Here is a 23915-nt window from a genome sequence, read left to right as displayed (position 1 = left end):
CGGTAAAGTCTGACATCAGTGTCAGGTTCAAGTCCTGGAGGCGGCGTGCGGATCGGGGAGCTGGCGGAGCGGGCCGGGGTGAGTGTGCGGTCGCTGCGGTACTACGAAGTGCAGGGCCTGCTCGTGTCCGAGCGGACGACTGGCGGCCAGCGTGAGTACGCCGAACGTGCTGTCGATCGCGTGATCCTGATCCAGGAGCTCTTCGCTGCCGGGCTGCACAGCAAGAAGATCGCCGAGTTGCTGCCGTGCATGCGGGACCCGGACGGCGGGCCGAACGAGCTGGCCACGCCCGAGCTCGTCACCGAGCTGACCGCCGAGCGGGACCGCATCGACCAGATGATCGCCGACCTGACCACGTCCCGCGCCGTACTCGACGACGTCATCACCACCGCAACGCGCGAGATGCCGGGTTAGTCGCTCGGGTGGTTCTTGTTGCGGCGCCTGAGGTAGCGCTCGAACTCGGCCGCGATCGCCTCGCCGGTGGCTTCGGGGAGGTCGGCGGTGTCGCGCTGCTCCTCGAGGGACTGCACGTACTCCGCGACCTCGGGGTCCTCTTCGCTGAGCTCGTCGGCGCCGCGCTGCCACGCGCGGGACAGCTCCGGCAAATCACCCTCGGGGATGGCCAGATCCAGCAGCGCCTCGATCTTGCCGAGCAACGCGAGTGAGGCCTTCGGGCACGGCGTGCCGGCGATGTAGTGCGGGATGGCCGACCAGATCGAGACCGACGGGACGCCGAGCGTGGTGCACAGGTCGGCGAAGACGCCGGTGATGCCCGTCGGGCCTTCGTACGTCGACGCCTCGAGGCTCCACGACGCCGTGAGCTCCGCGTCGGACGACGTTGCGGACACCGGGATCGGGCGGGTGTGCGGCGAGTCGGCGAGCAGTGCGCCGAGCACGACGACGATCTGCGCGTTGGACTCGTCGACGATCTCGAGCAGTTCGCGGGAGAACGCACGCCAGCGCATGTTCGGCTCGATGCCGCGGATCAGCAGCACGTCGCGGCCGGTGTCGTCGGGCCGGGCCAGGTAGATCCGCGTCGTCGGCCAGGTCAACCGCCGTACGCCGTCCTCGTCGAGGCCGACCTGGGGACGGTTCACCTGGAAGTCGTAGTAGTCCTCGGGGTCGATCGCCGTGACGAGCTCCGCGTCCCACTCGTCGACGAGATGGTCGACCGCTCCGGTGGCCGCCTCCGCCGCGTCGTTCCAGCCCTCGAACGCGGCGATCACGACCGGGTCCCTCAGGTTCGCGAGGTCAACCACTCGCAGGCCCCCTGTCGTCTGTAGGCAATCCGGCGGGAAACCGGACTGCCAGCCTACGTGTTCCGGCGGACACGTGTGCCCGGTTTCACGCCCAGCGGAACGTGTCGGTGAGACCCGAAATGTCCGGACCTGGCGCGACCAGGGAGAATAGAACCGATCTGATCTGAGCGAACGACGTAGAGGAGCGGTAGTTGCCGGCCCTGCAAGCAGTGCTGTGGGACATGGACGGGACGTTGGTCGACTCCGAGAAGGTCTGGGCGGAGGTCCAGCTCGAGTTACTGGCCGAGCTCGGCGCGACCTGGACGATGGACGACTGCATGACCCTGATCGGCAGCGACCTGCGCGATGCCGTCCAGGTCTGGATGGCGCGCATCCCCGCCGGCGTGATCACCGCCGAAGAGCTGGCCGACCGGATGTTCTCCGAGGTGATCGTGGCGCTCCGCAGGGAGGTCACGTTCCAGCCCGGCGCGCTCGAGCTGCTGCAGGCACTGCGCAAGGAAGATGTGCCGTGCGCGCTGGTCTCGGCGTCGTACCGGCAGATGATCGACGCCGTTCTCCTGCACCTACCGCCGGACCCGTTCGACGTCATCGTCGCCGGTGATGAGGTGACGCTCGGCAAGCCGAACCCCGAGCCGTACCTGACCGCCGCGGCCAAGCTCGGCGTCGACCCGGCCAACTGCGTCGTGATCGAGGACTCGATGACCGGCACCCAGGCCGGTACGGCGGCCGGCGCGTACGTCGTCGCCGTACCGCAGTGGATCTCCATCCCGGACGCGCCCCGCCGCCTCGTGGTGAAGTCTCTCGAACCGCTCACCCCGGAGTCCCTGCGCTCCCTGCTCCATTGACCAGCTACCGTCACTTGGGCCCTTCGGGTGCGTTGTTTGGGGTAACGGGCTGGGGAAGGTGAGACGGTGAGTGAGTGGGTGCGCCGGATGTCGGCGGCCGTGGCGGTGGGTGCCCTGGGGGTGTCTTTGGCTGCCTGCGGTCAGCCGGACGACAATGCGCCGCACCCGGGGGAGTCGTCGCCGAAGCTGATGCTGCTGCGCGTGGCGACGACGGACTCGATCACCTCGCTCGACCCGGCCGGCCCGTACGACGTCGGCTCGCGCACCGTCCAGGCGAACCTGTACCAGACGCTGCTGACGATCCTGCCCGACAAACCGACCCCGGTGCCGGACGCGGCGGACTGCCAGTTCGACTCGCCGACGACGTACACGTGCAGCCTGAAGGAACACCTGACCTTCCCGAACGGGCACGAGTTGACGTCGTCGGACGTGAAGTTCAGCTTCGACCGGATGGTGCGGCTGAAGGCGCCCGGGGGAGCGGCGCACCTGTTCTCCTCGGTGAAGTCCGTGAGTACTCCGGACGACCTGACCGCGGTGTTCAACCTGACCAGCCCCGACGCCCGGCTCCCGTACCTGCTGACCATTACCGCCGCGTCGATCGTCGACGAGCAGTCCTACCCGGCGAACAAGTTGCTTGACGGGAAAGCGATCGGCAGCGGGCCCTACCAGCTGGCGGCGTACAAACCCGGCGCGGAGATCACGCTCGCCAAGTTCGCCGGGTACAAGGGTCCGCGGGCGGCGCAGAACGACGGCGTCACGATCAGCCAACTGAAGGACTCGACCGCGCTCTACCAGGCCGTCACCTCCGGCAAGGCGGACGTCGCGTTCCACGGGTTCGGTCCGAGCCTGCTGGACAGGCTGCGCAAGTCCGACCAGGTGCAGGTGGTCGAGACCAACTCGGCGGAGATCCGGTTCTTCGCCTTCCAGATGAAGTCGCTGCTGGCCCGCAAGCCGGCCATCCGGCAGGCGGTCGCCCAGCTCATCGACCGCCCGGCGATCGCGAAGAAGGCGTACGGCGACCACGTGTCGCCGCTGTACTCCGTGGTGCCGCCCGGGTTCGGCGGTCACACCGACGCGTTCAAGACGGAGTACAAGCAGCCGAGCAAGACGGCGGCCGCGGCGATTCTCAAGGCCGCGAACATCGCCGCGCCGGTCCCGCTGACGGTCGGCTGGACGCCGACGCAGTTCGGCACCGGCGCGAAGGCCGAAGTACTCGAGCTGAAGCGTCAACTGGAGGCGTCCGGGCTGTTCCGGGTGACCCTGCGCAGCGCCGAGTGGCCGCAGTACCAGCAGGCCGCGAAGGCCGGGGCGTACGACATGTATCAGTTCGGCTGGATCCCGGAGTACCCGGACGCCGACGACTATCTCGCGCCGTTCGTGACCGACGTTCCGTTCCAGAACGGGTACCGCTCGGCAGCGGCCACGAAGCTGCTGCAGCAACAACGGACCGAGCAGAACGGGCTGAAACGCGACGAGCTCATCGGTCAGCTACAGACCGTGATCGCGCGAGAGGTCCCGGTGATCCCGAGCTGGCAGGGGAGGGTCGCCGTGGTCGCCCACAACGACGTCGAGAACGTCCAGCCGGCCATCGATCCGCTGTCGTTCGTGTACTTCTCCGGGATGAGGCGCTGAAACCGGGCGAATATCGCCCTGATCACGGCACTGACACAAAAATGCCATGGCAGTAACGGTTGGCGAGGTCCCGGCGACCGTGGGTGCGACACCGTGGTTTACTGCGGAACGTCCACGATACGGGACGATTTCCTGACGATCACGATCGGGCAACGCAGCACTTTCCGCGTTTGACTCCGCGCTGTAATGGCGGCAGGTTAAGGCCGCAGCCATACGGGATTTCGTTCCTGTTCAAACCGAACCAGTCAGGGGGACCTATCGCGTGAGTGCGCCACTCGAGGTCGAGCCCGGAGCAACGTCGGCCCAGCCTGACGCCATCCTCGAGGGCGTCGGCAAGATCGAGGGCAGATCGCTGTGGCAGATCTCCTGGATGCGGCTGAAGCGCGACAAGGTCGCGATCGCCGGCGGGGTCGTCGTGGTGCTCCTGATTCTGGTCGCGATCTTCGCGCCGTTGCTGTGCAAGCTCGTCGGCGTCACCCCGAACGACTTCCACCAGGACCTGGTCGATCCGTCGCGGCAGGTGCCGCTCGGCCGGTTCGGCGGCATCAGCTGGGACCACCCGCTCGGTATCGAGCCGCTCAACGGCCGCGACATCTTCGCCCGGATCGTCTACGGGGCCCGGATCTCGCTGCTGATCGCGTTCCTGGCGACGCTGATGTCGGTGGTGATCGGCGTCGTGATGGGCATCGTCGCCGGGTACTTCGGCGGCTGGGTCGACTCGCTGATCAGCCGCTTGATGGACATCTTCCTGGCCTTCCCGCTGGTGCTGTTCGCGCTGGCGCTGGTCGGCGCGGTGCCGGACTCGATCCTCGGACTCAGCGGCGACTCGCTGCGGGTCGGGCTGATCGTGTTCATCATCGGCTTCTTCAGCTGGCCGTACATCGGCCGGATCATCCGTGGTCAGACGCTGTCACTGCGTGAGCGCGAGTTCGTCGACGCGGCTCGCAGCCTCGGCGCGCGCCGCCCGTACATCCTGTTCACCGAGCTGCTCCCGAACCTGATCGCCCCGATCCTGGTCTACGCGACCCTGCTGATCCCGACCAACGTGCTCTTCGAGGCCGGTCTGTCCTACCTCGGCGTCGGCGTCCGTCCGCCGACCGCGAGCTGGGGAGACATGCTGTCGATCGCCGCCAAGTGGTACGCCGTCGACCCGTGGTACATGATCTCGCCGGGTCTGGCCATCTTCATCACCGTGCTGGCGTTCAACCTGTTCGGCGACGGGCTGCGCGACGCGCTCGACCCGCGGTCGCGCTAGGACTTCTCTCCAACCAGGGAGCCTGGCTCTCACGAAAAAAGGGGTGCAACAAGAGATGAGATGGAATCGCATCACGACGGTTACCGCCGTCAGTGCGGCCGTCGCCCTAAGCCTGGTGGCTTGCGGGGGACCCAAGGCGACGCCCGGCGGGGGGTCCACCGGTGGGAGCTCGGCGAAGGCCGAGTTCAACGCGGCCGTCGGCAAGAACTTCAACCCGAGCGACAAAAAGGGTGGCACGCTGCGGATGGCGATCACCGAGCAGTGGGACTCCACTGACCCCGGTGACACCTACTACGGCCTGTCCTGGAACCTGGTTCGCAACTATGTCCGTCCGCTGATGACGTTCGCGGCGAAGCCGGGCGCCGAGGGTGCGAAGCCGGTGCCGGACCTGGCCGAGGCTCCTGGTGTGCCCAGTGACAACGCGATGACCTGGACGTACAAGCTCCGCAAGGGCATCAAGTACGAGGACGGCACGCCGGTCACCTCGAAGGATGTGAAGTACGGCGTCGCGCGCTCGCTGGACAAGGCCACGCTGCCGAACGGCCCGACGTACTTCAACGACTTCCTGAAGGGCGTCCCGAAGGGGTACAGCGTCTACAAGGACAAGTCGCTGGCCGGCGTCGCACAGGCGATCGAGACGCCGGACGACCAGACCATCGTGTTCCACCTGAGCAAGCCGTTCGCGAGCTTCGACTACTTCGCGCAGCTGCCGTCGACGGCTCCGGTGCCGCAGGCCAAGGACACCGGCGCGAAGTACAAGGAACACCCGATCGCAACCGGCCCGTACAAGTTCGGCACCTACGACTCGAACAAGGGCTTCGACCTGGTCCGCAACGACCAGTACGACGCGTCCACCGACCCGGACTCGGGCCGCAAGGCGCTGCCGGACAAGATCACCATCGCGTACAACGTCGAGGGCACGGACATCGACAACCGGCTGCTCGCCGGTGACCTCGACGTCGACCTCGCCGGTACCGGCGTCCAGCCTGAGACCCAGGCGAAGATCCTCGCCGACCCCAACCTGAAGGCGCACGCCGACAACGTGCCGGCGCCGCGGTTGAACTGGACCGTGCTGAACAGCCAGGTCGCGCCGCTGGACAACGTGCACTGCCGCAAGGCCGTGCTCTACGCCGCCGACCACGAGGGCTACCAGCGCGCGTACGGCGGTCCGATCGGCGGCGACATCGCGACGAACCTGATGCCGCCGGGCGTCACCGGAGCCGAGAGCTTCGACGACTACGGCTTCCTGACCGACAAGAACGGCAACGTCGACAAGGCCAAGGACGAGCTGAAGCAGTGCGGTCAGCCGAACGGCTTCGCGATCAACATCACCTACCGCACCGACCGGGCCAAGGAGAAGGCGGTCGCCGAGACGCTGCAGCAGTCGCTGAAGCGGGTCGGTATCAACCTGACCACCAAGCCCTACCCGACCGGTGACTACACCAAGCTGTACGCCGGCAAGCCGGACTTCGCGAAGGCGAACCGTCTCGGCCTGATCGTCTACAGCTGGGGCGCCGACTGGAACGACGGCTTCGGCTTCCTGAGCCAGATCGTCGACAGCCGGGTCATCCGGGACACCGGTGGTAACACCAACCTGGGTATCCGCATCCCCGAGGTCGACCAGCTGATCGACAAGGCGATGTCCACCACCGACGAGACCGCTCGTAACAAGCTGTGGGTCGACGTCGACAAGAAGGTCATGGAGCAGGCGGCCGCGCTGCCGGGCATCTGGGCCAAGGGCCTGCTGTACCGTCCGGACACACTGGCCAACGTCTTCAGCAACGACGGTCAGAACATGTACGACTACGCGGCGATCGGGCTCGCGCAGAAGTAGTTGCTCTGAACAACCATCATTTCGCCAGCAGAGGTAGGTGAAGGCTGACGGTGGCCGGTGATCAGCGATGATCACCGGCCACCACGCCGCGCACGGTGCTCGCATATCTCGTCCGCCGGTTGATCGGGGCAGTGGTCCTGCTCTTCATCGTCACGGCAGTCACGTTCTCGATCTTCTTCCTGGTCCCGCGGGTCGGGGGTGCCACGGCGGACGACCTTGCCTCGCGGTACGTCGGCCGCAGTGTCGGCAAGGAGCAGATCCATCAGACCGCGGAGCGGCTCGGCTTCACCGATCCGCTCTACGTGCAATACGGCCGCTTCGTGAAGGGTCTGGTCGTCGGCACCGACTACAACTACGGCCCGTCCACCGAGCACTGCCCGCCGCCGTGCTTCGGCTACTCGTTCCTGACCCAGCAGCCGGTCTGGCCGGACCTGGTGTCGCGAATACCCGTCACCGCCTCGCTGGCCGGTGGTGCGGCGTTCATCTGGCTCGTCACCGGCGTCGGCACCGGTGTCATATCGGCGCTGAGACGCGGTTCGGTGCTGGACCGATCACTCATGTCGGTAGCGCTTGCCGGTGTCTCGCTGCCGATCTTCTTCACCGGTCTGCTGTCGCTGTCGATCTTCAGCTACGGCCTCGGCTGGACCGCACAGGGCGGCACGAACCCACTCGACGAAACCAATCCGATCTGGTGGGCGTACGACCTGATACTTCCGTGGACGACGCTCGCGTTCCTGTACGCCGCGGCGTACGCCCGGCTGACCCGGGCCGGCATGCTCGAGACGATGAACGAGGACTACGTCCGGACGGCGCGGGCCAAGGGCCTGACCGAGCGGGACGTCGTCCTCAGACACGGGCTGCGGTCCGCGCTGACGCCGATCCTGACCATCTTCGGTCTCGACCTCGGCCTGTTGATGGGCGGCGCGATCCTCACCGAGACCACGTTCTCCCTGCCGGGCATCGGTCAGTACGCCGTCATCGCGCTCCGGGCGAACGACCTGCCCAAGGTGCTCGGCGTGACCCTGGTCGCCGCCTTCTTCATCGTGCTGGCCAACCTGATCGTTGACCTGCTGTACGCCGTCGTCGACCCGAGGGTGCGGATCTCGTGACCGAGCCGATCGAAGAAGTCCAGGACTCCGTCCAGCGGGTGGAGCGCGGCGACGCGTTCCTCGACGTACGCGACCTCAAGGTGCACTTCCCGACCGACGACGGCGTGGTGAAGTCGGTCGACGGGATCTCGTTCAAGCTCGAGCGGGGCAAGACCCTCGGCATCGTGGGGGAGTCCGGCTCCGGCAAGAGCGTCACGAGCCTGTCGATCATGGGTCTGCACCCGCCGGGTGTGGCCAGGATCAGCGGCGAGATCTTCCTGGACGGTCAGGACCTGGTCTCGGCGAGCCGCGAAGAGGTCCGGCTGCTCCGCGGCAAGCGGATGGCGATGATCTTCCAGGACCCGCTGTCGGCGATGCACCCGTTCTACACGGTCGGGCACCAGATCATCGAGGCCTACCGGGTGCACAACCAGGTCAGCAAGCAGGTCGCGAAGAAGCACGCGATCGAGATGCTCGACCGGGTCGGCATCCCGCAGCCCGACCGGCGCGTCGACGCGTACCCGCACCAGTTCTCCGGCGGTATGCGGCAGCGCGCGATGATCGCGATGGCGCTGTCGTGCGACCCGGACCTGCTGATCGCCGACGAGCCGACGACGGCCCTCGACGTCACCGTGCAGGCACAGATCCTGGACCTGATCCGGGACCTGCAGCGCGAGTTCAACTCGGCCGTCATCATCATCACCCACGACCTCGGGGTGGTCGCCGAGCTGGCCGACGACATCCAGGTGATGTACGCCGGCCGCGCAGCCGAGTACGGCACCGCGGAGGAGATCTTCGACGAGCCGCAGCACCCGTACACGTGGGGTCTGCTCGGCTCGATGCCGCGGATCGACCGGGAGCGCACCGAGCGGTTGATCCCGATCAAGGGCACGCCGCCGAGCCTCATCAACGTCCCGAAGGGCTGTGCGTTCAACCCGCGCTGCAACTACGCGCACCTGAACGGCGGCGCCAGCGAGACCGAGCGCCCGGAGCTGCTCGACATCGGCAACGGCCACATGGTCGCCTGCCATCTCTCCCCGCAGAACCGCCAGCAGGCGTGGGAGACCGACATCAAGCCGAACCTGTGACGGGACGACTGTGACTACTACTGACTCCGAGCAGACTCCCAAGACCCCGAAGATGGGCGAGGAGATCCTGTCGGTCACCGGCCTCGTCAAGCACTTCCCGATCCGCAAGGGCATCCTGCAGCGGCAGGTCGGCGCCGTCCAGGCGGTCGACGGCCTGAGCTTCAACGTCACCCGCGGCGAGACGCTGTCGCTGGTCGGCGAGTCCGGCTGCGGCAAGACCACGACAGGCCGGCTGCTCACCCGGCTGGAGACGCCGACCGACGGCTCGATCGTCTTCGAGGGCCGCGACATCAGCCACCTCAGCGAGGGCCGGATGCGGCCGCTGCGGCGCGACGTACAGATGATCTTCCAGGACCCGTACGGTTCGCTGAACCCGCGGCACACGGTCGGCAAGATCGTCGGCGCGCCGTTCAAGCTGCAGAACGTGAAGACCGAGAACGGTGTGAAGAAGGCCGTGCAGGAGCTGCTCGAGCTGGTCGGTCTGAGCCCGGAGCACTACAACCGGTACCCGCACGAGTTCTCCGGCGGTCAGCGGCAGCGCATCGGTATCGCCCGCACGCTCGCGCTGCGGCCGAAGCTGATCGTGGCCGACGAGCCGGTGTCCGCGCTGGACGTGTCGATCCAGGCCCAGGTCGTGAACCTGCTCGAGGACCTGCAGGAAGAGTTCGACCTGACGTACGTGATGATCGCGCACGACCTGTCCGTCGTACGGCACGTGTCGGACCGGGTCGCGGTCATGTACCTCGGCAAGATCGTCGAGCTAGCCGACCGCGTGAGCCTGTACGAGAAGCCGATGCACCCGTACACGGTCGCGCTGCTCTCGGCGGTCCCGGTCCCGGACACCAAGCGGAAGGGCAAGCAGGAGCGGATCCGGCTGCAGGGCGACGTCCCGAGCCCGATCAACCCGCCGCCGGCCTGCCGCTTCCACACCCGCTGCTGGAAGGCCCAGGACATCTGCAAGGCCGTCGAGCCGCCGCTGGTCGAACTGGCCCCCGGCCACCAGACCGCCTGCCACTTCCCCGAGAACCAGGGCACGGAAACGCCCGCCGCTGCGGCAGATCAGCCCAAGTCGTAGATCGGAGCGCCGGTCGGCAGTGCGAACGGAGGCGTTCGCGGTGCCGTCTTGCTGAAGGTGTAGGTGGAGAACTCCGGCGCCACAACGGTGTGCGCGCCGGTCTGCGCGTTGATCGTGAGCAGGTCCACCGTTTGGGTCCGAGATCCTTGTTGCACGCCGGCCGCGGTGAAGGTCGTGTTGTCGAGCCACTGACCGAACCTGAAGGCCCGGTAGGCGCGGCGCGGCAGTTCACCGCCGATCGCGGCGGTCACGCCGAAGAACTGGAGGTCGGACCAGATGGGCTGGATGCCCGGCTGGGCGTCCTCCGGCTGGGTCACCAGGTATTTCGCGTCGGGCGACAGGAACGCCTGCTCGCCGCTGAACGTGGTCCTGACTCCGCTGGTCAGCATGGGTCCGACCTTGAGCGTGTGACCCGTGAGTGGTTGCTCGAGCGGTTGCTGGTACACCAATTGGCCCGCCGTGACGGTCCGCACTGCGACCGGTGATACGTCGGCCAGCAGTTCACCCTTGTTCGCGCTGATGTCCCAGCGGTACAGGCCTTCGAGCGTGCCGAAGTACGCCGTGTTGCCGTCGATCGCGACGATGCTTGGTCCGCGCACGAGGCTGGCGCCGGCCGGGATCGCGTTGCCGACTGGCGTGCGGACGAGTTCGCGGTTCGCTGAGACGTCGTACACCACCGACTCGAAGTGGTCGTTGAAGCCCTCGATCCACGCGACCAAGCTGCCGCGGTGATCTGCCGTCAGGGTCCAGGCGCCCTTGCCGGTGGCGCGGACCCCGGCGTGGTCGGCGAGGTGGATGTTGTTGCCTTCGTCAAGGAATACGAAGCCGGCGTCGGTCTGGACGAAGGCGTTGATGTGCTTGGACGGCACCGGGATGACGTCGCTGCCGTAGTGGATCGTGTTGCCGAGCGCAAAGGTCACCGCGCGGCGCTCGACGTACGGAGCCGGGCGGGCCGGTTGGGGCCGGTGCTCGCGGGGCCGGATGACGGCCGCACCGCCGACGGCTACTGCTGCCGTCGCGACCGCGCCGCCGAGGACGGTCAGGGCCCGCCGGCGGGAGATCTGCCGGTTGCCGGCAGCAACGATGCCGTCGAGGTCGAGGGGCGGCGGTTCGATGCCGTCGGCGTGCTCGTTGAGGGTGTCCCGGAGGAGGTCGGTCATTCCGTCATCCCTGCTTTCAGCACGACGTCGGACCCGAGACGGGTCCGGAGCTTCTTGAGTGCGTCGGAGACCTGGCTCTTCACGGTGCCGACGCTGCAGCCGAGCACCTCGGCTGTTTGCGGTTCGGTGAGGTCCTCGTAGTACCGCAGTACCAGCGCCGCCCGTTGCCGGGGCGGGAGTTTCTGTAGTTCGTGCCACAGCCAGACTCGGGCGGTGACGTCGTCCGGGTCGGCGGGACGGTCCGGTACGTCGTCGTTGGGGAGCTCGGCGCGCCAGGACTTACGCCGCCACCAGCCGATCGCGGTCGTGGTGATGACGCGGCGGGTGTAGGCCTCGGCGTTGTTCGGGTCGCGGAGGCGGTGCCAGCCGACGTACGTCTTGACCAGGGCTTCCTGGACGAGGTCCTCGGCCAGACCGCGGTCGCCGGCGAGCAGGTAGGCGTAGCGGTAGAGCGCGCCGTGCCGGCTGGTCGCGAAGTCCGCGAAGCTCATCTGGTTCCCCTCGGTCGATCTACCTTCCCTGACGTGGGGACGGCGCCAAAGGGTTGGGTGTTGCGGCGAGGAGAGTCCGTGCGATCAGGGCGTGGCCGGCCGCGTTCGGGTGATCGCCGTCGGAGGCGAGCAGGCCGGTGATGTCGGTGCTGTCCTCGAACGGGGTGTAGATATCGACGTACGTCGCGTCGTCCGCGTGGGCCGCGGCGGCGATCGCGGCGTTGGTGCGGACGGTGAGCTGGTCGCTGGCGATCCGGCCGCTCGGGGTGTACTGGCGCTTGGCGACATCGCCGTCCTTGAAGACGTTCCAGTAGCCGGTCATCAGGATCGTGGTCGGGAGGCCGGCCCGGAGTACGTGGATGCGGTCGAGGATCTTGCCCAGGTTCACCTGCAGCTGCTCGAACTCGTCGGACACGCAGTCGCCCGTGCACTGGCCGCTGGTGACGTCGTCGTGGTGGTCGCCGAAATCGTTCGCGCCGATCGTGATCAGTACGACGCTCGCCGCGGCGGTGGCCTGCTCGGCGGGGGAGTTGCGCTGGTTGAGCAGCTGCAGCAGACCGTTCGAGTCGATCCCGGCGACGCCGAGGTTGTTCACGATCACGGATCCGCCGGAGCGGTCGTGGAGCAGGTCGCCGTACATCTGGGGGAACGCGGAGCAGTTGCAGTTGTGACCGGACGTGACAGAGTCCCCGAGTGCGACGACCCGGACCTGACCGGCAGCCTGCGGCTGCGGCCGGAGGACCTCGCTGATCGTGTCGGCGCTGCTGATCGCGGTGACGATCGTCAGCACGACCAGACCGATCGCGAGTCGTCGGAGTGTCTGGATCACGCCGTTTTCGTGTGCCTCGTTCGGTGATGGGGGCTCGGCGGAAGCGCGAGCTGGTTCGCCAGCCAAGGATAGGCCGACGCGAAGGCCGGGGCCGCGAACTGCCACACGTGCGTGCCGGGCGAGATCTCGACCCGGGACCAGATCCCGGCCTTGGCGGCGGCCGTCGAGAGCTCCTCGGCCTCGTGCTGGTGCCGCAGCTCCTGGGTGCTGGTGAGGAACAGGCCGTTGACGTCCGTGTACTTGCCGTGGGCATGCATCACCAGGAGCGGCTCGTTGGCCCGCTCGAGCGCGACGTTGCCGCCGTACAGGTCGTGCAGGCTCGCCGCGGGTGTGGTCGTGTACGGCGCGAGGTCGCCGGAGATGTCGACGAAGTGGTCGAAGACGTCCGGGTGCTCGACGACCAGGTCGATGGCGCAGGTGCCGCCCATCGAGAATCCGGCGACGGCCCACTGCCGCGGGTCGTGCGAGGCGCCGAACATCTTCTCGACGTACTGCGGGATGTCCTGGTCGAGGTGGTCGGCGGAGTTCCCGCGCGGGCCGTTCACGCACTCGGTGTCGTTGTCGAACCGCTCGGTCGCGTCGACGAAGACCAGGATCGGCGCGTACCCGTGGTGCCGGTGCGCGTACGCGTCGGACACCTGTACGGCGTTGCCGAGTCGCACCCAGTCGCCCGGACCGCCGCGCTCGCCGCCGATCAGTTCGACGACGGGCAGCGCGGGCCGGTGGTCACCGTGGAACCAGATCGGCGGCAGGTACACGAGCTCCTGCCGGTGCTTGAAGTGGCTGTACGTCGCGGGGATGTTCACCGCGACCAGCCGCCCCGCCGGCGGCAGCTTCGTCGTACCGGCCGTGTGGGCGAGGCCCGACATCGATACCTGACCCGGCAGCGGTGTGTCCGTCCAGTCGTTCACCGCGGAGTCGATCGTCGGGTAGTAGCCGACGAACTGATTGATCGCGTTGGCACACACCAACGCCGCCAGCCCCGCCGCGACCACCGCCGTACCCCGCCGCCACCACCGTGCCGTCCGCCACCCGGCCCCCAGCACGATCAACGCACCAACCCCGAGCCCGAACCACAACCACACCGCGAACGGCAACGGATCCGTCAGCCCGACCAACGCGGCCCCCGGGTACGCCGCGAACAACGTCACGAACGCCGCCCCCAACACAACAACCGGCACCACCCCCAACCGCCACCGCCGATCCCGCCACCCCACGGCCGCGATCAACACCCCGGCCGCAACCACCTCCAGCACCGCCGGAAACCATCCCCCAAGCAGCGACACCCTCATCCAACCCCTCCAGAAGCCGAGTAGACCCACAGGCGAGACGCCGAACATCAACACTCGGTTGGCATGTTCCGTTGAGTGATCAGGAGATTACCGTGTGTCGCAGCTCACAGGGTGGGGATCGCCGTTCGACAATGTCGAACGGGGGGCGTTGTCAGGGGTGGTTATGGCTCTTAGATTCCAGCCAGCCGTGGTCGTCACGGCGGGGAAGGGAGGTTCGGTATGGCTACGACCGAAGCGGTCAAAGCGAAAACCCTTCTGGGGGAGTGTGCCGCGGAATTCGCGGGCACGTTCATCCTGATCCTGTTCGGCTGTGGCGTGGTCGCGCAGGTGGTGGCGGGTGGGATCGGTGACCACGACTCGATCGCGTGGGCGTGGGGTCTCGGTGTGACCATGGGCATCTACGTGGCGGGCCGGATGACCGGCGCGCACCTGAACCCGGCGGTGACCATCGCCCTGGCGGCGTTCCGCGGGTTCAGTTGGCGGAAGGTGCTGCCGTACTCGCTGGCGCAGTTCCTCGGGGCGTTCCTGGCGGCGCTCGTGGTTCGCTGGAACTACACCGAGGCACTCAACAAGTTCGACCCGGGGCTGACCCGCAAGAGCCAGATCGTGTTCTCGACGCTGCCCGGCAACGGCAGCACCGAGCTCGGGGTCCATCTGTGGGGCGGCTTCCGCGACCAGATCATCGGTACCGCGATCCTGATGCTGCTGATCCTGGCCATCACCGACCTGCGCAACACCGCGCCGGCCGCGAACCTGGCGCCGTTCATCGTCGGCCTCGTAGTGGTCGGCATCGGTATGGCCTGGGGCACCAACGCCGGATACGCGATCAACCCGGCCCGCGACTTCGGACCCCGGCTGGCGTCGTTCCTGACCGGATACGGGGGAGCGTTCAAGGACCAGTGGGGTGATCTCTATTTCTGGGTACCAATAGTTGCGCCGATCCTCGGCGCGCTGCTCGGCGCTCTGCTGTACGACCTGCTGGTCGGCCGGTTCCTGCCGATCTCGGACGAGGACGAGGAGCCGGGCCGCATCCCGGAAGAGAACACGAGCGCATGAAACCCCTGTGTAAGGAGAGGAACTTCCATGGCTGACTTCGTCGGTGCCGTCGACCAGGGCACCACGAGCACCCGATTCATGATCTTCGACCACTCCGGCAACGCGGTGGGCATCCACCAGCTGGAGCACGAGCAGATCCTGCCGCAGGCGGGGTGGGTGGAGCACAACCCGCTGGAGATCTGGGAGCGGACCAGCTCGGTGATCCGGACCGCGCTGAACGCGAACAACCTGCACGCGAGCGACCTGGCCGCGCTCGGTATCACCAACCAGCGCGAGACCGCGGTGGTGTGGAACCGCAAGACCGGTCGCCCGTACTACAACGCGATCGTCTGGCAGGACACCCGGACCGACCGGATCGCCTCCGCGCTGGAGCGTGAGGGCAAGGGCGACGTGATCCGGCAGAAGGCCGGACTGCCGCCGGCGACGTACTTCTCGGCCGGCAAGGTGCAGTGGATCCTGGAGAACGTCGACGGGGTCCGCGCGGCCGCCGAGGCCGGTGACGCCGTGTTCGGCAACACCGACACCTGGCTGCTGTGGAACCTCACCGGCGGCACCGAGGGCGGCGTCCACATCACCGATGTGACGAACGCCAGCCGGACGATGCTGATGAACCTCGAGACGCTCGACTGGGACGACGAGCTGATCGGCTTCTTCAACATCCCGCGGCAGATGCTGCCGGAGATCCGCCCGTCGTCGGACCCGAACATGTATGGCGAGACGCTGGCCAACGGTCCTGTCGGCGGCGTGGTCGGCCTGACCGGTGACCTCGGCGACCAGCAGGCGGCGACCGTGGGTCAGGTCTGCTTCAACCCGGGCGAGGCGAAGAACACCTACGGCACCGGTAACTTCATGCTGCTGAACACCGGCACCGAGCTGGTCCGGTCGAAGGCCGGCCTGCTCAGCACGATGTGCTACAAGTTCGGCGACGAAGCGCCGGTCTACGCGCTCGAGGGCTCCATCGCCGTGACCGGGTCCGCAGTGCAGTGGCTGCGGGACCAGCTCGGCATCATCTCCGGTGCGGCCGAGATCGAGACCCTGGCCAAGCAGGTCGAGGACAACGGCGGCGTGTACTTCGTCCCCGCGTTCTCCGGGCTGTTCGCTCCGTACTGGCGGTCCGACGCACGCGGGGCGATCGTCGGGCTGTCGCGGTTCAACACCAACGCTCACCTGGCGCGCGCAACACTGGAAGCGATCTGCTACCAGAGCAAGGACGTCACCGACGCGATGGAGAAGGACTCGGGCGTGACGCTCGACGTGCTGAAGGTCGACGGCGGCGTGACGGCCAACGAGCTGGCCATGCAGATGCAGGCCGACATCCTCGGCGTACCGGTGAGCAAGCCGGTCGTCGCGGAGACCACGGCTCTCGGTGCGGCGTACGCGGCCGGTCTCGCGGTCGGGTTCTGGAAGACCAAGGAAGAACTCGTCCAGAACTGGAACGAGGACAAGCGGTGGGAGCCGCAGTGGTCGGACGAGCAGCGTGCCGCGGGGTACGCCGGTTGGCAGAAGGCGGTCCAGCGCACACTGGACTGGGTGGACGTCGACTGATCAAGGGCACTTGTAGGCAGTAGTAGCTGTAGTAACTGAAATCGGAAGGAACAGCACAGTGGGTGTAGTGGCTCTGTCACCGCAAGCGAGGGCCGACGCGATCGACGCGATGGCCGACGGACGGGAACTGGACGTCCTGGTGATCGGTGGCGGGGTGGTCGGCACCGGGTCGGCGCTCGACGCCGCGACCCGGGGTCTGACCACCGGACTGCTGGAGGCGCGCGACTTCGCGAGCGGCACCTCCAGCCGGTCCAGCAAGCTGATCCACGGCGGCCTGCGCTACCTGGAGATGCTCGACTTCCGACTGGTGCACGAGGCGTTGCAGGAGCGCGGTCTGCTCCTGCAGCGTCTGGCACCGCACCTGGTCAAGCCGGTGCCGTTCCTGTACCCGCTCCAGCACCGCTGGTGGGAGCGGTTCTACGCCGGCTCCGGCGTCGCGCTGTACGACGGTATGGCGGTCAGCTCGGGCCTGGGCGCCGGGCTGCCGCTCCACCGGCACCTGACCCGCCGCGGCGCGATGCGGCTGGTCCCGTCGTTGAAGAAGTCCGCGCTGATCGGCGCGCTGCAGTACTACGACGCGCAGGTCGACGACGCCCGCCACACGATGGAGCTCGCGCGCACAGCCGCGTCGTACGGCGCACATGTGGCGAACCGCGTGAAGGTGACCGGTTTCCTGCGTCAGGGCGAGCGGGTCACCGGCGTCCAGGCGAAGGACCTGGAGAGCGGTCGCGAGTTCGAGGTCCGCGCGAAGCAGGTCGTGAACGCGACCGGCGTCTGGACCGACGACACACAGGCGATGGTGGGGGAGCGCGGCCAGTATCACGTCCGCGCGTCGAAGGGCATCCACCTCGTCGTACCGAAGGACCGGATCCAGTCCAGCACCGGGATGATCCTGCGGACCGAGAAGTCCGTGCTGTTCATCATCCCGTGGGGCCGGCATTGGCTGATCGGCACCACGGACACCGACTGGCACCTGGACAAGGCGCATCCGGCCGCGACGAGCAAGGACATCGAGTACCTGCTCGACCACGTGAACGCAGTACTGACGACACCGCTCACCCGCGAGGACGTCGAGGGCGTGTACGCCGGACTGCGGCCGCTGCTCGCCGGTGAGTCGGAGAGTACGTCGAAGCTGTCCCGCGAGCATGTCGTCGCGCATGCGGCGCCGGGCCTCGTGGTAGTTGCCGGCGGCAAGTACACGACGTACCGGGTGATGGCCAAGGACGCGATCGACGCGGCCGCGGACGCGCTCGACGGGCGCGTGCCGAAGAGTGTCACGAAGAACATCCCGCTGGTCGGCGCCGACGGGTACCACGCGTTGTGGAACCAGCGGCACCTGATCGCGCAGCGCTCCGGTCTGCACGTGGCCCGGATCGAGCACCTGCTGAACCGGTACGGCGCGCTGGTCGACGAAGTACTGAAGCTTGTCGAGGAGGACCCGTCGCTGGGCGAGCAGTTGCCCGGCACGCAGGACTACCTGAAGGCGGAGATCGTGTACGGCGCCAAGGCCGAGGGCGCTCGTCATCTCGACGACATCCTCGCCCGGCGGACCCGGATCTCGATCGAGGCCTGGGACCGCGGCGTCGGCGCAGCGGAGGCAGCGGCCCGGTTGGTCGCGCCGATCCTCGGCTGGGACCAGGCGACGATCGAGCGCGAGGTCTCGTTCTACACCCAGCGCGTCCAGTCCGAACGCGACTCGCAGGACCAGCCCGACGACGAGTCCGCCGACAAGGTCCGCCTCGAGGCCCCGGACATCGTCTCCCCGGCCTGAGCTCACGCGGAGGACCGGCCTGAGCCGGTCCTCCCTAAAGCTCCTGGTCCTCGGGGCGGATCCAGTTGAAGGTGCGTTGGACGGCGGCCTGCCAGTTCGCGTACTCCGTTTTGCGGCGGGCTGGGTCCATGTGCGGCATCCACTGGCCTGCGCGGTGCCAGTTGCTCCGCAATCCCTCCAGGTCGGGCCAGTACCCGACCGCCAGCCCGGCGGCGTACGCGGCACCGAGGGAAACGGTCTCGGTCACCATCGGGCGTACGACGCGAACGTCGAGCAGATCGGCGAGGAACTGCATCAGCAGATTGTTCGCCGTCATCCCGCCGTCGACCTTGAGTGCGGTCAGCGCGATACCGGAGTCGGCGTTCATCGCGTCGACGACCTCGAGCGTCTGGAAGCCGGTCGCTTCGAGGACAGCGCGGGCCAGATGGCCCTTGGTGATGTAACCGGTCAGGCCGGCGATCACGCCGCGCGCCTCGCTGCGCCAGTGCGGTGCGAACAGCCCGGAGAACGCCGGCACGATGTACGCGCCGCCGTTGTCCTCCACCGTGCGCGCCAGCGTCTCGATCTCTGCCGCGGTGTGGATCATCCCGAGCCCGTCCCGGAACCACTGCACCAGCGAGCCGGTGACCGCCATCGAGCCTTCCAGTGCGTACGACGCGGGGTGGTCACCGATCTGGTACGCCACCGTGGTCAGCATCCCGTGCTTCGACCGGACGATCTCCTGCCCGGTGTGCAGCAACAGGAACGATCCGGTGCCGTACGTGCACTTCGCCTCACCGGCGCTGAAGCAGGTCTGCCCGAACAGCGCGGCCTGCTGATCGCCGAGCGCCGCACCGATCCGGACCCCGGGCAGTACCTCGGTCGCGGTCGCGAAGACCCCGGACGACGGGCGGATCTCCGGCAGGATCGCCCGCGGTACGTCGAACGCCTCGAGCAGCCGGTCGTCCCATTCGAGCGTCTCGATGTTCATCAGCATCGTGCGGCTCGCATTGGTCACGTCGGTGGCGTGCAGTCCGCCCTTCGCGCCGCCGGTGAAGTTCCAGATCAGCCAGCTCTCCATCGTGCCGAAGAGGATCTCGCCGCGCTCGGCGCGCTGTCGCAGACCGGGCGTGTGGTCGAGCATCCACTTGATCCGCGGCGCCGAGAAGTACGTCGTCAACGGGAGACCGCATAACTCGGCGAACCGGTCCGGGCCTTCGGTGCCGGCGAGTTCGGTGACGAGGCGGTCGGTCCGCGTGTCCTGCCAGGTCACGGCATGCCCGATCGGCCGGCCGGTCAGCCGGTCCCAGAGCAGGCTGGTCTCGCGCTGGTTGGCGATGCCGATGGCAACGATCTGGGACCGCGAGGCGCCGATCTGCCTGATCGCGCCGGGCACCACCCGGGTGACGTTGTTCCAGATCTCGCCGGCGTCGTGCTCGACCCATCCGGGCCGCGGGAAGAGCTGGTGGTGCTCGCGCTGCGCCACCGACACCAGTCGCCCGCGCCGGTCGAACAGGATGCACCGCGTCGAGTTCGTCCCTTGATCCACGGCGGCCACGTACTGCTCAGCCATCTCCCCACCCCCCGATCACGCCGGTCATGCGTCCTCCCGCAGATCGCGGGCGATGGCTTCGGCGGTGGCTCGGACCATGGTCACGAGGTCGGCGCGGTGGCGGAGGCGGCTGTCGCAGATGCGTTCGACCCGGCCGGCGAGGCCGACGGCGCCGACGACCAGGCCGCCCAGGCCGCGGATCGGGGCAGCGATGCTCGCGAGCTCGACCGTGTGCTCCTCGAACTCGCTGGCCCACCCGCGGGCTCGGACTGCAGCGAGTTCCTCGGCCAATCGGGCCGGGTCGGTGATCGTCCGGGTGGTGAACGCCTCGAGCTTGTGCGGTCGGGAGGCCCCGCTGGCGTCGTACGCGAGAACTGCCTTGCCGAGTGCGGTCGCATGCGGAGGAAGCGTCGTACCGACGTCGAGGTCCTGGTCGCTGTCGTCGGGCCGGAACACGTGGTGCACCACGACGACCTTGCCCTCGACCAGACGGCCGACCCGAACGACCTCGCCGCTGCGGGACGCGAGCGAGTCGGCCCAGTTGATCGCGCGGCTGCGGAGTTCGTTCGGATCGAGGTAGCTCTCGCCGAGCCGGCCGAACGCGTCGCTCAGGTGGTAATGCGCGCCGCTGTGGTCCTGCTCGACGAAGCCGACCTGGTGGAGCGTCCGGAGGATTCCGTGCACGGTCGTCTTCGCCAGCCCCAGTGCGTTGCCGAGGTCGGCGACCCCCAAGCCGTCAGGCGCGGCGGCGAGAAGTCGCAGCACGGCCGCGGCCCGCTCGATCGACTGCACAGTCCCCGGCACAACGGCAGATTACCTGTGAATCACTGGTATGGCTTCACCTCAGGAGTTCACTGCAGTGCTCACTCCGCAGCTATTGCCCGCAGCACATTCAGCCGACTCGCACGGCGTGACGGCCAGACCGCAGCGAGTACGCCGAACAGCATCGCCGCCGCGACGGCTGCCACCAGCTGGAGCACCGGGATGTCACGGACGCCGAGGCCGTTGTCGACCATCGCCGACTGGATCGCGGCCGCGACACCGACACCGAGCGCCAAGCCCAGCAGCGATCCGAGCATCGTGATCGCGATCGACTCGACCCGGAGCATCCGGCTCAGCTGCGGCGAGTCCATCCCGACTGCCCGCAGCAGACCGATCTCGCGAGTCCGTTCGACCACGCCGAGTCCGAGCGTGTTCACGATGCCCAGCAGAGCGATCAGAACCGCGAGCACGAGCAGGAAGCCGACCGCAGCGAGTACGCCGTTCACCGGCTCGCGCGCCGCAGAGGCGTACGCCTGCTGGTCACGGACCTGGATCGACGGATAGTCCTTCGTCAGCCGGCCGAGGATATCGGCCCGGACCTGGCCCACTTGGTTGCCGTCAGCAACTTCGACGTACAGGAGGTTGTCGCTGGTCGTGCCGCCGATGGTCTGGTACGTCGGCAGCGAGACGATCACCGCGTTGAGCTGCCTGTTCGGTGCGACGATCCCGCCGACGGTCAGCTTGTGCGTGCCGGTCGCGGTGGCCAACTCAACGGTCTTGCCGACGGTCACGCCGAGCGTGGTCGCCAGGTTGCGGGGGAGGAGCGCCTGGCCCGAGCCGAGCGCGGCCGCCGAGCCCGAGTCGAACTTCGTCGTGATCGGGCCGTCCAGCGTGCCATCGCTGATCCCGGTGACCTGGACGTTCGTCTTCCCGACCTTGCCGGTCTCGGTCCGGACGCGATGCACGGACCGGACGCCGGCGACCTTCTCCGTCCGGTCGCCGACCTGCGTGCTGAAGGCCGGCGTGCCGTCGGTGGTGATGAGGATCTGCGAGGTGCCGAGCGCCTCGGCGATGTTCTCGTTGATCGAGGCCTTCGCCGACGCCGCAATCACCATCAGCCCGCTGATCAGCGAGACCGAGATCATCAATGCGGACGCGGTGGCCGACGTACGGCGTGGGTTGCGCTCGGCGTTGCGGCGGCCGAGCGTGACCGGTGCCGTGCGGCCGAACGGGTACATCAGCGCGCGGACGACGTACCGGCTGAGGAGCGGGCTGAGCATCACGATGCCGATGACGGCGGTGCCCGCGCCGAGGACGATGAGTACGACGCCCGGCAGGCCGCCGGTGTTCAGGCCGATCGCGTAGAACAGCACGGCCATCAACAGCACGAAGGCGCCGATCAGGATCCGGACCAGCAGCGAGCGTTCCGGCACTGAGACGTCGTCGCGCATCGCGGCGATCGGGGGGAGCTTCCCGGCCCTTCGGGCAGCCGGTGCCGCGGCGGCGATCGTGACGCCGATGCCGATGACGTAGCAGGCGATGATCGTGGTCGGGGTGACTTGGAGCGACGCGGTCGGGATGCGCAGGTCGAGCGTTTCGTACGTGAAGCGAATCGCCACGGCGACGCCGATGCCGATCAGCAGGCCGAGCGTGGAGCCGAGGAAGCCGATGATGGCGCTCTCGGCGACGATCGAACTGGTGACCTGACCGCGGGATGCGCCGATCGCCCGGAGCATCGCGAGCTCACGCGATCGTTGCGCCACGACCATCGCGAACGTGTTGACGATCAGGAACGTGCCGACGAACAACGCCAGGCACGCGAACAGCACGAGCACGGTGCTGAAGCCGCCGAAGGTGGTGTCGAGGTCGTGCCGGCCGTCGGCCGAGACCTGCTTCGCGGTCCGGACCTTTACCGAGTCGCCGATGGTCGTCGCGATCGCCTTGCCGACGGTGTCGGCGTCGGACCCTGGCTTGAGCGCAACCGTGACCGACGTCCAGCCCGCCTTGCCGAGCAGCAAGCGCTGAGCTGTCGCACCGTCGAAGGTGACCAGCGGCGCGCCCGCGGCGGCACCTGCGACGGCGGGGGTGGTAGTCCCGGTCAGTGTCGCGGTGAGTGCCTGGGTCGGCGTGACGATCCTGACCTGGTCACCGATGTCGTAGCCGGCCCGGTTCGCGGTCGACTCGTCGAGCGCCAGCTGGCTGCCGCCGAAGGGCGGGGTGCCGTCGACCAGCTTGAACGGCGCAGTCGCTACCTCCCGCGGCCACGCGGCTCCGAAGCTGGTCAGCCCGTAGTTCTCGACCTTCTTCCCGTCCGGACCGAGGATCTCGACGTCGCTGACCATCAGCTGCGGGATCGCGCTCGCCACGCCGGGTACGGCGGCGACTCGGTCCGCGACCTCGGACTGGAACGTCGCGGGGCGGTCCGTGCCGGTCTCGATCGGGGACGACGGCGTGACGGTGATGTCCGCCGTACTCACTGCGAAGTTCTTCTTCAGCGCGTGCGAAAGGGTGTCGGTGAAGACCATCGCGCCGCCGGCGAACGCAACGCCCAGTGTCACGGCGAGCGTGCACAGGACGAATCTGAGCCGGTGCGCGAGGACCGAGCGGAGGCCGAGCTTGAACATCAGCCGGCCACGTGTTCAGGCAGGGCCGTTTCGAGCTTCTTCATCGTGTCGAGCACCGACTCGGCGGTCGGGTCGAGCAGCTCGGACTGCAGCGTGCCGTCGGCCAGGAACAGAACCCGATCGGCGTACGCCGCGGCGCTCGGGTCGTGCGTGACCATCACAACGGTCTGGCCGAAGTCGCGGACGGAGCGGTGGAGGAAGTCGAGGACGTCAGCCGAGGAGCGCGAGTCGAGGTTGCCGGTCGGCTCGTCCGCGAACACGACGTCCGGACGCGAGACGAGAGCCCGTGCGCAGGCGACGCGCTGCTGCTGGCCGCCGGAAAGCTCGGCCGGCTTGTGGCTCAGGCGGTCGCTGAGGCCGATCGCGTCGATCACCGTGGTCAGCCACTCCTGATCAGGCTTCCGTCCGGCCAGGTCGAGGGGAAGCGTGATGTTCTCGAGCGCGGTCAGGGTCGGGACCAGGTTGAACGCCTGGAAGACGAAGCCGATCCGGTCCCGGCGCAGGTGGGTCAGCTGCTTCTCGGGCAGTGTGGTCAGGTCGACCTCACCGAGCAGCACCTTGCCGTCCGACGGCTTGTCCAGTCCGGCGAGACAGTGCAGCAGCGTGGACTTCCCGGAGCCGGACGGCCCCATGATCGCGGTGAACCGGCCCTTCCCGAAGTCCGCACTCACGTCGGCCAGCGCATCCACCTGCGTCTGCCCACCGCCGTACACCTTCCACACCCCGACCGCCCGAACCGCCACATCAGCCACGCTCATGCGACGAACCGTATCGACCG

At 67.9% G+C, this 23915-nt stretch carries 20 protein-coding genes; 11 read left to right on the top strand and 9 right to left on the bottom strand.

The window, feature by feature from the left end; all coding sequences use genetic code 11:
- The first annotated feature begins 45 nt into the window (after positions 1-45).
- On the top strand, positions 46-414 hold the full coding sequence (locus tag ACQPYH_RS22645; protein ID WP_432874692.1) for a MerR family transcriptional regulator: 369 nt from the start codon (positions 46-48) through the stop codon (positions 412-414).
- Here ACQPYH_RS22645 and ACQPYH_RS22640 read toward each other — a convergent pair.
- The gene (locus ACQPYH_RS22640; protein ID WP_432874689.1) at positions 411-1259 is read right to left on the bottom strand and encodes a PAC2 family protein; all 849 of its coding nucleotides are present in this window, start codon (positions 1257-1259) and stop codon (positions 411-413) included. The genes ACQPYH_RS22645 and ACQPYH_RS22640 overlap by 4 nt on opposite strands.
- Before the next feature lie 191 nt (positions 1260-1450).
- Here ACQPYH_RS22640 and ACQPYH_RS22635 point away from each other — a divergent pair, with 191 nt between their 5' ends.
- The 7 genes from ACQPYH_RS22635 (at position 1451) to ACQPYH_RS22605 (ending at position 10076) form a co-directional block, all read left to right on the top strand.
- On the top strand, positions 1451-2104 hold the full coding sequence (locus ACQPYH_RS22635) for an HAD family hydrolase (RefSeq protein WP_432874686.1): 654 nt from the start codon (positions 1451-1453) through the stop codon (positions 2102-2104).
- 66 nt (positions 2105-2170) lie between these two features.
- Positions 2171-3736 (top strand): ABC transporter substrate-binding protein, encoded by a 1566-nt coding sequence (locus tag ACQPYH_RS22630; protein WP_432874683.1) that lies wholly within the window; start codon positions 2171-2173, stop codon positions 3734-3736.
- A gap of 262 nt (positions 3737-3998) precedes the next feature.
- Positions 3999-4991 carry an ABC transporter permease gene (locus ACQPYH_RS22625; protein WP_432874680.1) on the top strand — a complete coding sequence of 331 codons (993 nt, stop codon included), beginning with the start codon at positions 3999-4001 and terminating at the stop codon, positions 4989-4991.
- Between the two features lie 55 nt (positions 4992-5046).
- A complete protein-coding gene (locus ACQPYH_RS22620) occupies positions 5047-6825 on the top strand; it encodes an ABC transporter substrate-binding protein (RefSeq protein ID WP_432874678.1) in 1779 nt (592 codons plus the stop codon).
- Between the two features lie 95 nt (positions 6826-6920).
- Entirely contained in the window at positions 6921-7934 is a 1014-nt protein-coding gene (locus tag ACQPYH_RS22615; RefSeq protein WP_432874675.1) for an ABC transporter permease, read from the top strand.
- On the top strand, positions 7931-9001 hold the full coding sequence (locus ACQPYH_RS22610; RefSeq protein ID WP_432874672.1) for an ABC transporter ATP-binding protein: 1071 nt from the start codon (positions 7931-7933) through the stop codon (positions 8999-9001). The genes ACQPYH_RS22615 and ACQPYH_RS22610 overlap by 4 nt, the downstream gene beginning before the upstream one ends.
- Positions 9002-9053: 52 nt before the next feature.
- Positions 9054-10076, top strand: a complete 1023-nt coding sequence (locus ACQPYH_RS22605; RefSeq protein ID WP_432894460.1) for an ABC transporter ATP-binding protein — start codon at positions 9054-9056, stop codon at positions 10074-10076.
- On the opposite strand, the gene ACQPYH_RS22600 is transcribed toward ACQPYH_RS22605, so the two are convergent.
- Genes ACQPYH_RS22600 through ACQPYH_RS22585 form a run of 4 tightly spaced genes read right to left on the bottom strand, consistent with a single transcriptional unit; the run spans position 10061 to position 13812 of the window.
- Positions 10061-11236 carry a hypothetical protein gene (locus ACQPYH_RS22600; RefSeq protein ID WP_432874669.1) on the bottom strand — a complete coding sequence of 392 codons (1176 nt, stop codon included), beginning with the start codon at positions 11234-11236 and terminating at the stop codon, positions 10061-10063. The genes ACQPYH_RS22605 and ACQPYH_RS22600 overlap by 16 nt on opposite strands.
- Positions 11233-11727: a SigE family RNA polymerase sigma factor gene (locus tag ACQPYH_RS22595; RefSeq protein ID WP_432874666.1), complete on the bottom strand. Its 495-nt coding sequence runs from the start codon at positions 11725-11727 to the stop codon at positions 11233-11235. The genes ACQPYH_RS22600 and ACQPYH_RS22595 overlap by 4 nt, the downstream gene beginning before the upstream one ends.
- Positions 11728-11746: 19 nt before the next feature.
- Complete coding sequence (locus ACQPYH_RS22590) at positions 11747-12556, bottom strand: SGNH/GDSL hydrolase family protein (protein ID WP_432874663.1); 810 nt, start codon at positions 12554-12556, stop codon at positions 11747-11749.
- Complete coding sequence (locus ACQPYH_RS22585; RefSeq protein WP_432874660.1) at positions 12553-13812, bottom strand: alpha/beta hydrolase; 1260 nt, start codon at positions 13810-13812, stop codon at positions 12553-12555. Before ACQPYH_RS22585 ends, ACQPYH_RS22590 begins: the two co-directional genes overlap by 4 nt.
- A gap of 255 nt (positions 13813-14067) precedes the next feature.
- Between ACQPYH_RS22585 and ACQPYH_RS22580 the strand changes: the two genes are divergently transcribed.
- From ACQPYH_RS22580 to ACQPYH_RS22570, 3 genes are read left to right on the top strand one after another with little or no spacing between them, the layout of a single operon-like run.
- A complete protein-coding gene (locus tag ACQPYH_RS22580; RefSeq protein WP_432874657.1) occupies positions 14068-14904 on the top strand; it encodes an MIP/aquaporin family protein in 837 nt (278 codons plus the stop codon).
- A 27-nt stretch (positions 14905-14931) separates the two neighbouring features.
- Entirely contained in the window at positions 14932-16449 is a 1518-nt protein-coding gene (glpK, locus tag ACQPYH_RS22575) for a glycerol kinase GlpK (protein WP_432874654.1), read from the top strand.
- A 58-nt stretch (positions 16450-16507) separates the two neighbouring features.
- Entirely contained in the window at positions 16508-18220 is a 1713-nt protein-coding gene (locus tag ACQPYH_RS22570; protein ID WP_432874651.1) for a glycerol-3-phosphate dehydrogenase/oxidase, read from the top strand.
- Positions 18221-18254: 34 nt separating this feature from the next.
- Here ACQPYH_RS22570 and glpK (ACQPYH_RS22565) read toward each other — a convergent pair whose 3' ends face one another.
- From glpK (ACQPYH_RS22565) to ACQPYH_RS22550, 4 genes are read right to left on the bottom strand one after another with little or no spacing between them, the layout of a single operon-like run.
- Positions 18255-19772 (bottom strand): glycerol kinase GlpK, encoded by a 1518-nt coding sequence (gene glpK / locus ACQPYH_RS22565; protein ID WP_432874648.1) that lies wholly within the window; start codon positions 19770-19772, stop codon positions 18255-18257.
- A gap of 24 nt (positions 19773-19796) precedes the next feature.
- Positions 19797-20555 (bottom strand): IclR family transcriptional regulator, encoded by a 759-nt coding sequence (locus tag ACQPYH_RS22560; protein WP_130448396.1) that lies wholly within the window; start codon positions 20553-20555, stop codon positions 19797-19799.
- A gap of 59 nt (positions 20556-20614) precedes the next feature.
- Positions 20615-23137 carry an ABC transporter permease gene (locus ACQPYH_RS22555; protein ID WP_432874644.1) on the bottom strand — a complete coding sequence of 841 codons (2523 nt, stop codon included), beginning with the start codon at positions 23135-23137 and terminating at the stop codon, positions 20615-20617.
- Positions 23137-23895 carry an ABC transporter ATP-binding protein gene (locus tag ACQPYH_RS22550; RefSeq protein WP_432874642.1) on the bottom strand — a complete coding sequence of 253 codons (759 nt, stop codon included), beginning with the start codon at positions 23893-23895 and terminating at the stop codon, positions 23137-23139. The genes ACQPYH_RS22555 and ACQPYH_RS22550 overlap by 1 nt, the downstream gene beginning before the upstream one ends.
- Between the last annotated feature and the right edge of the window lie 20 nt (positions 23896-23915).

This window comes from Kribbella sp. CA-245084 (assembly GCF_050942355.1).
GTDB lineage: Bacteria > Actinomycetota > Actinomycetes > Propionibacteriales > Kribbellaceae > Kribbella.
The sequence above is the reverse complement of the archived record's forward strand: the minus strand, read 5'-3'. Positions and strand labels throughout refer to the sequence as shown.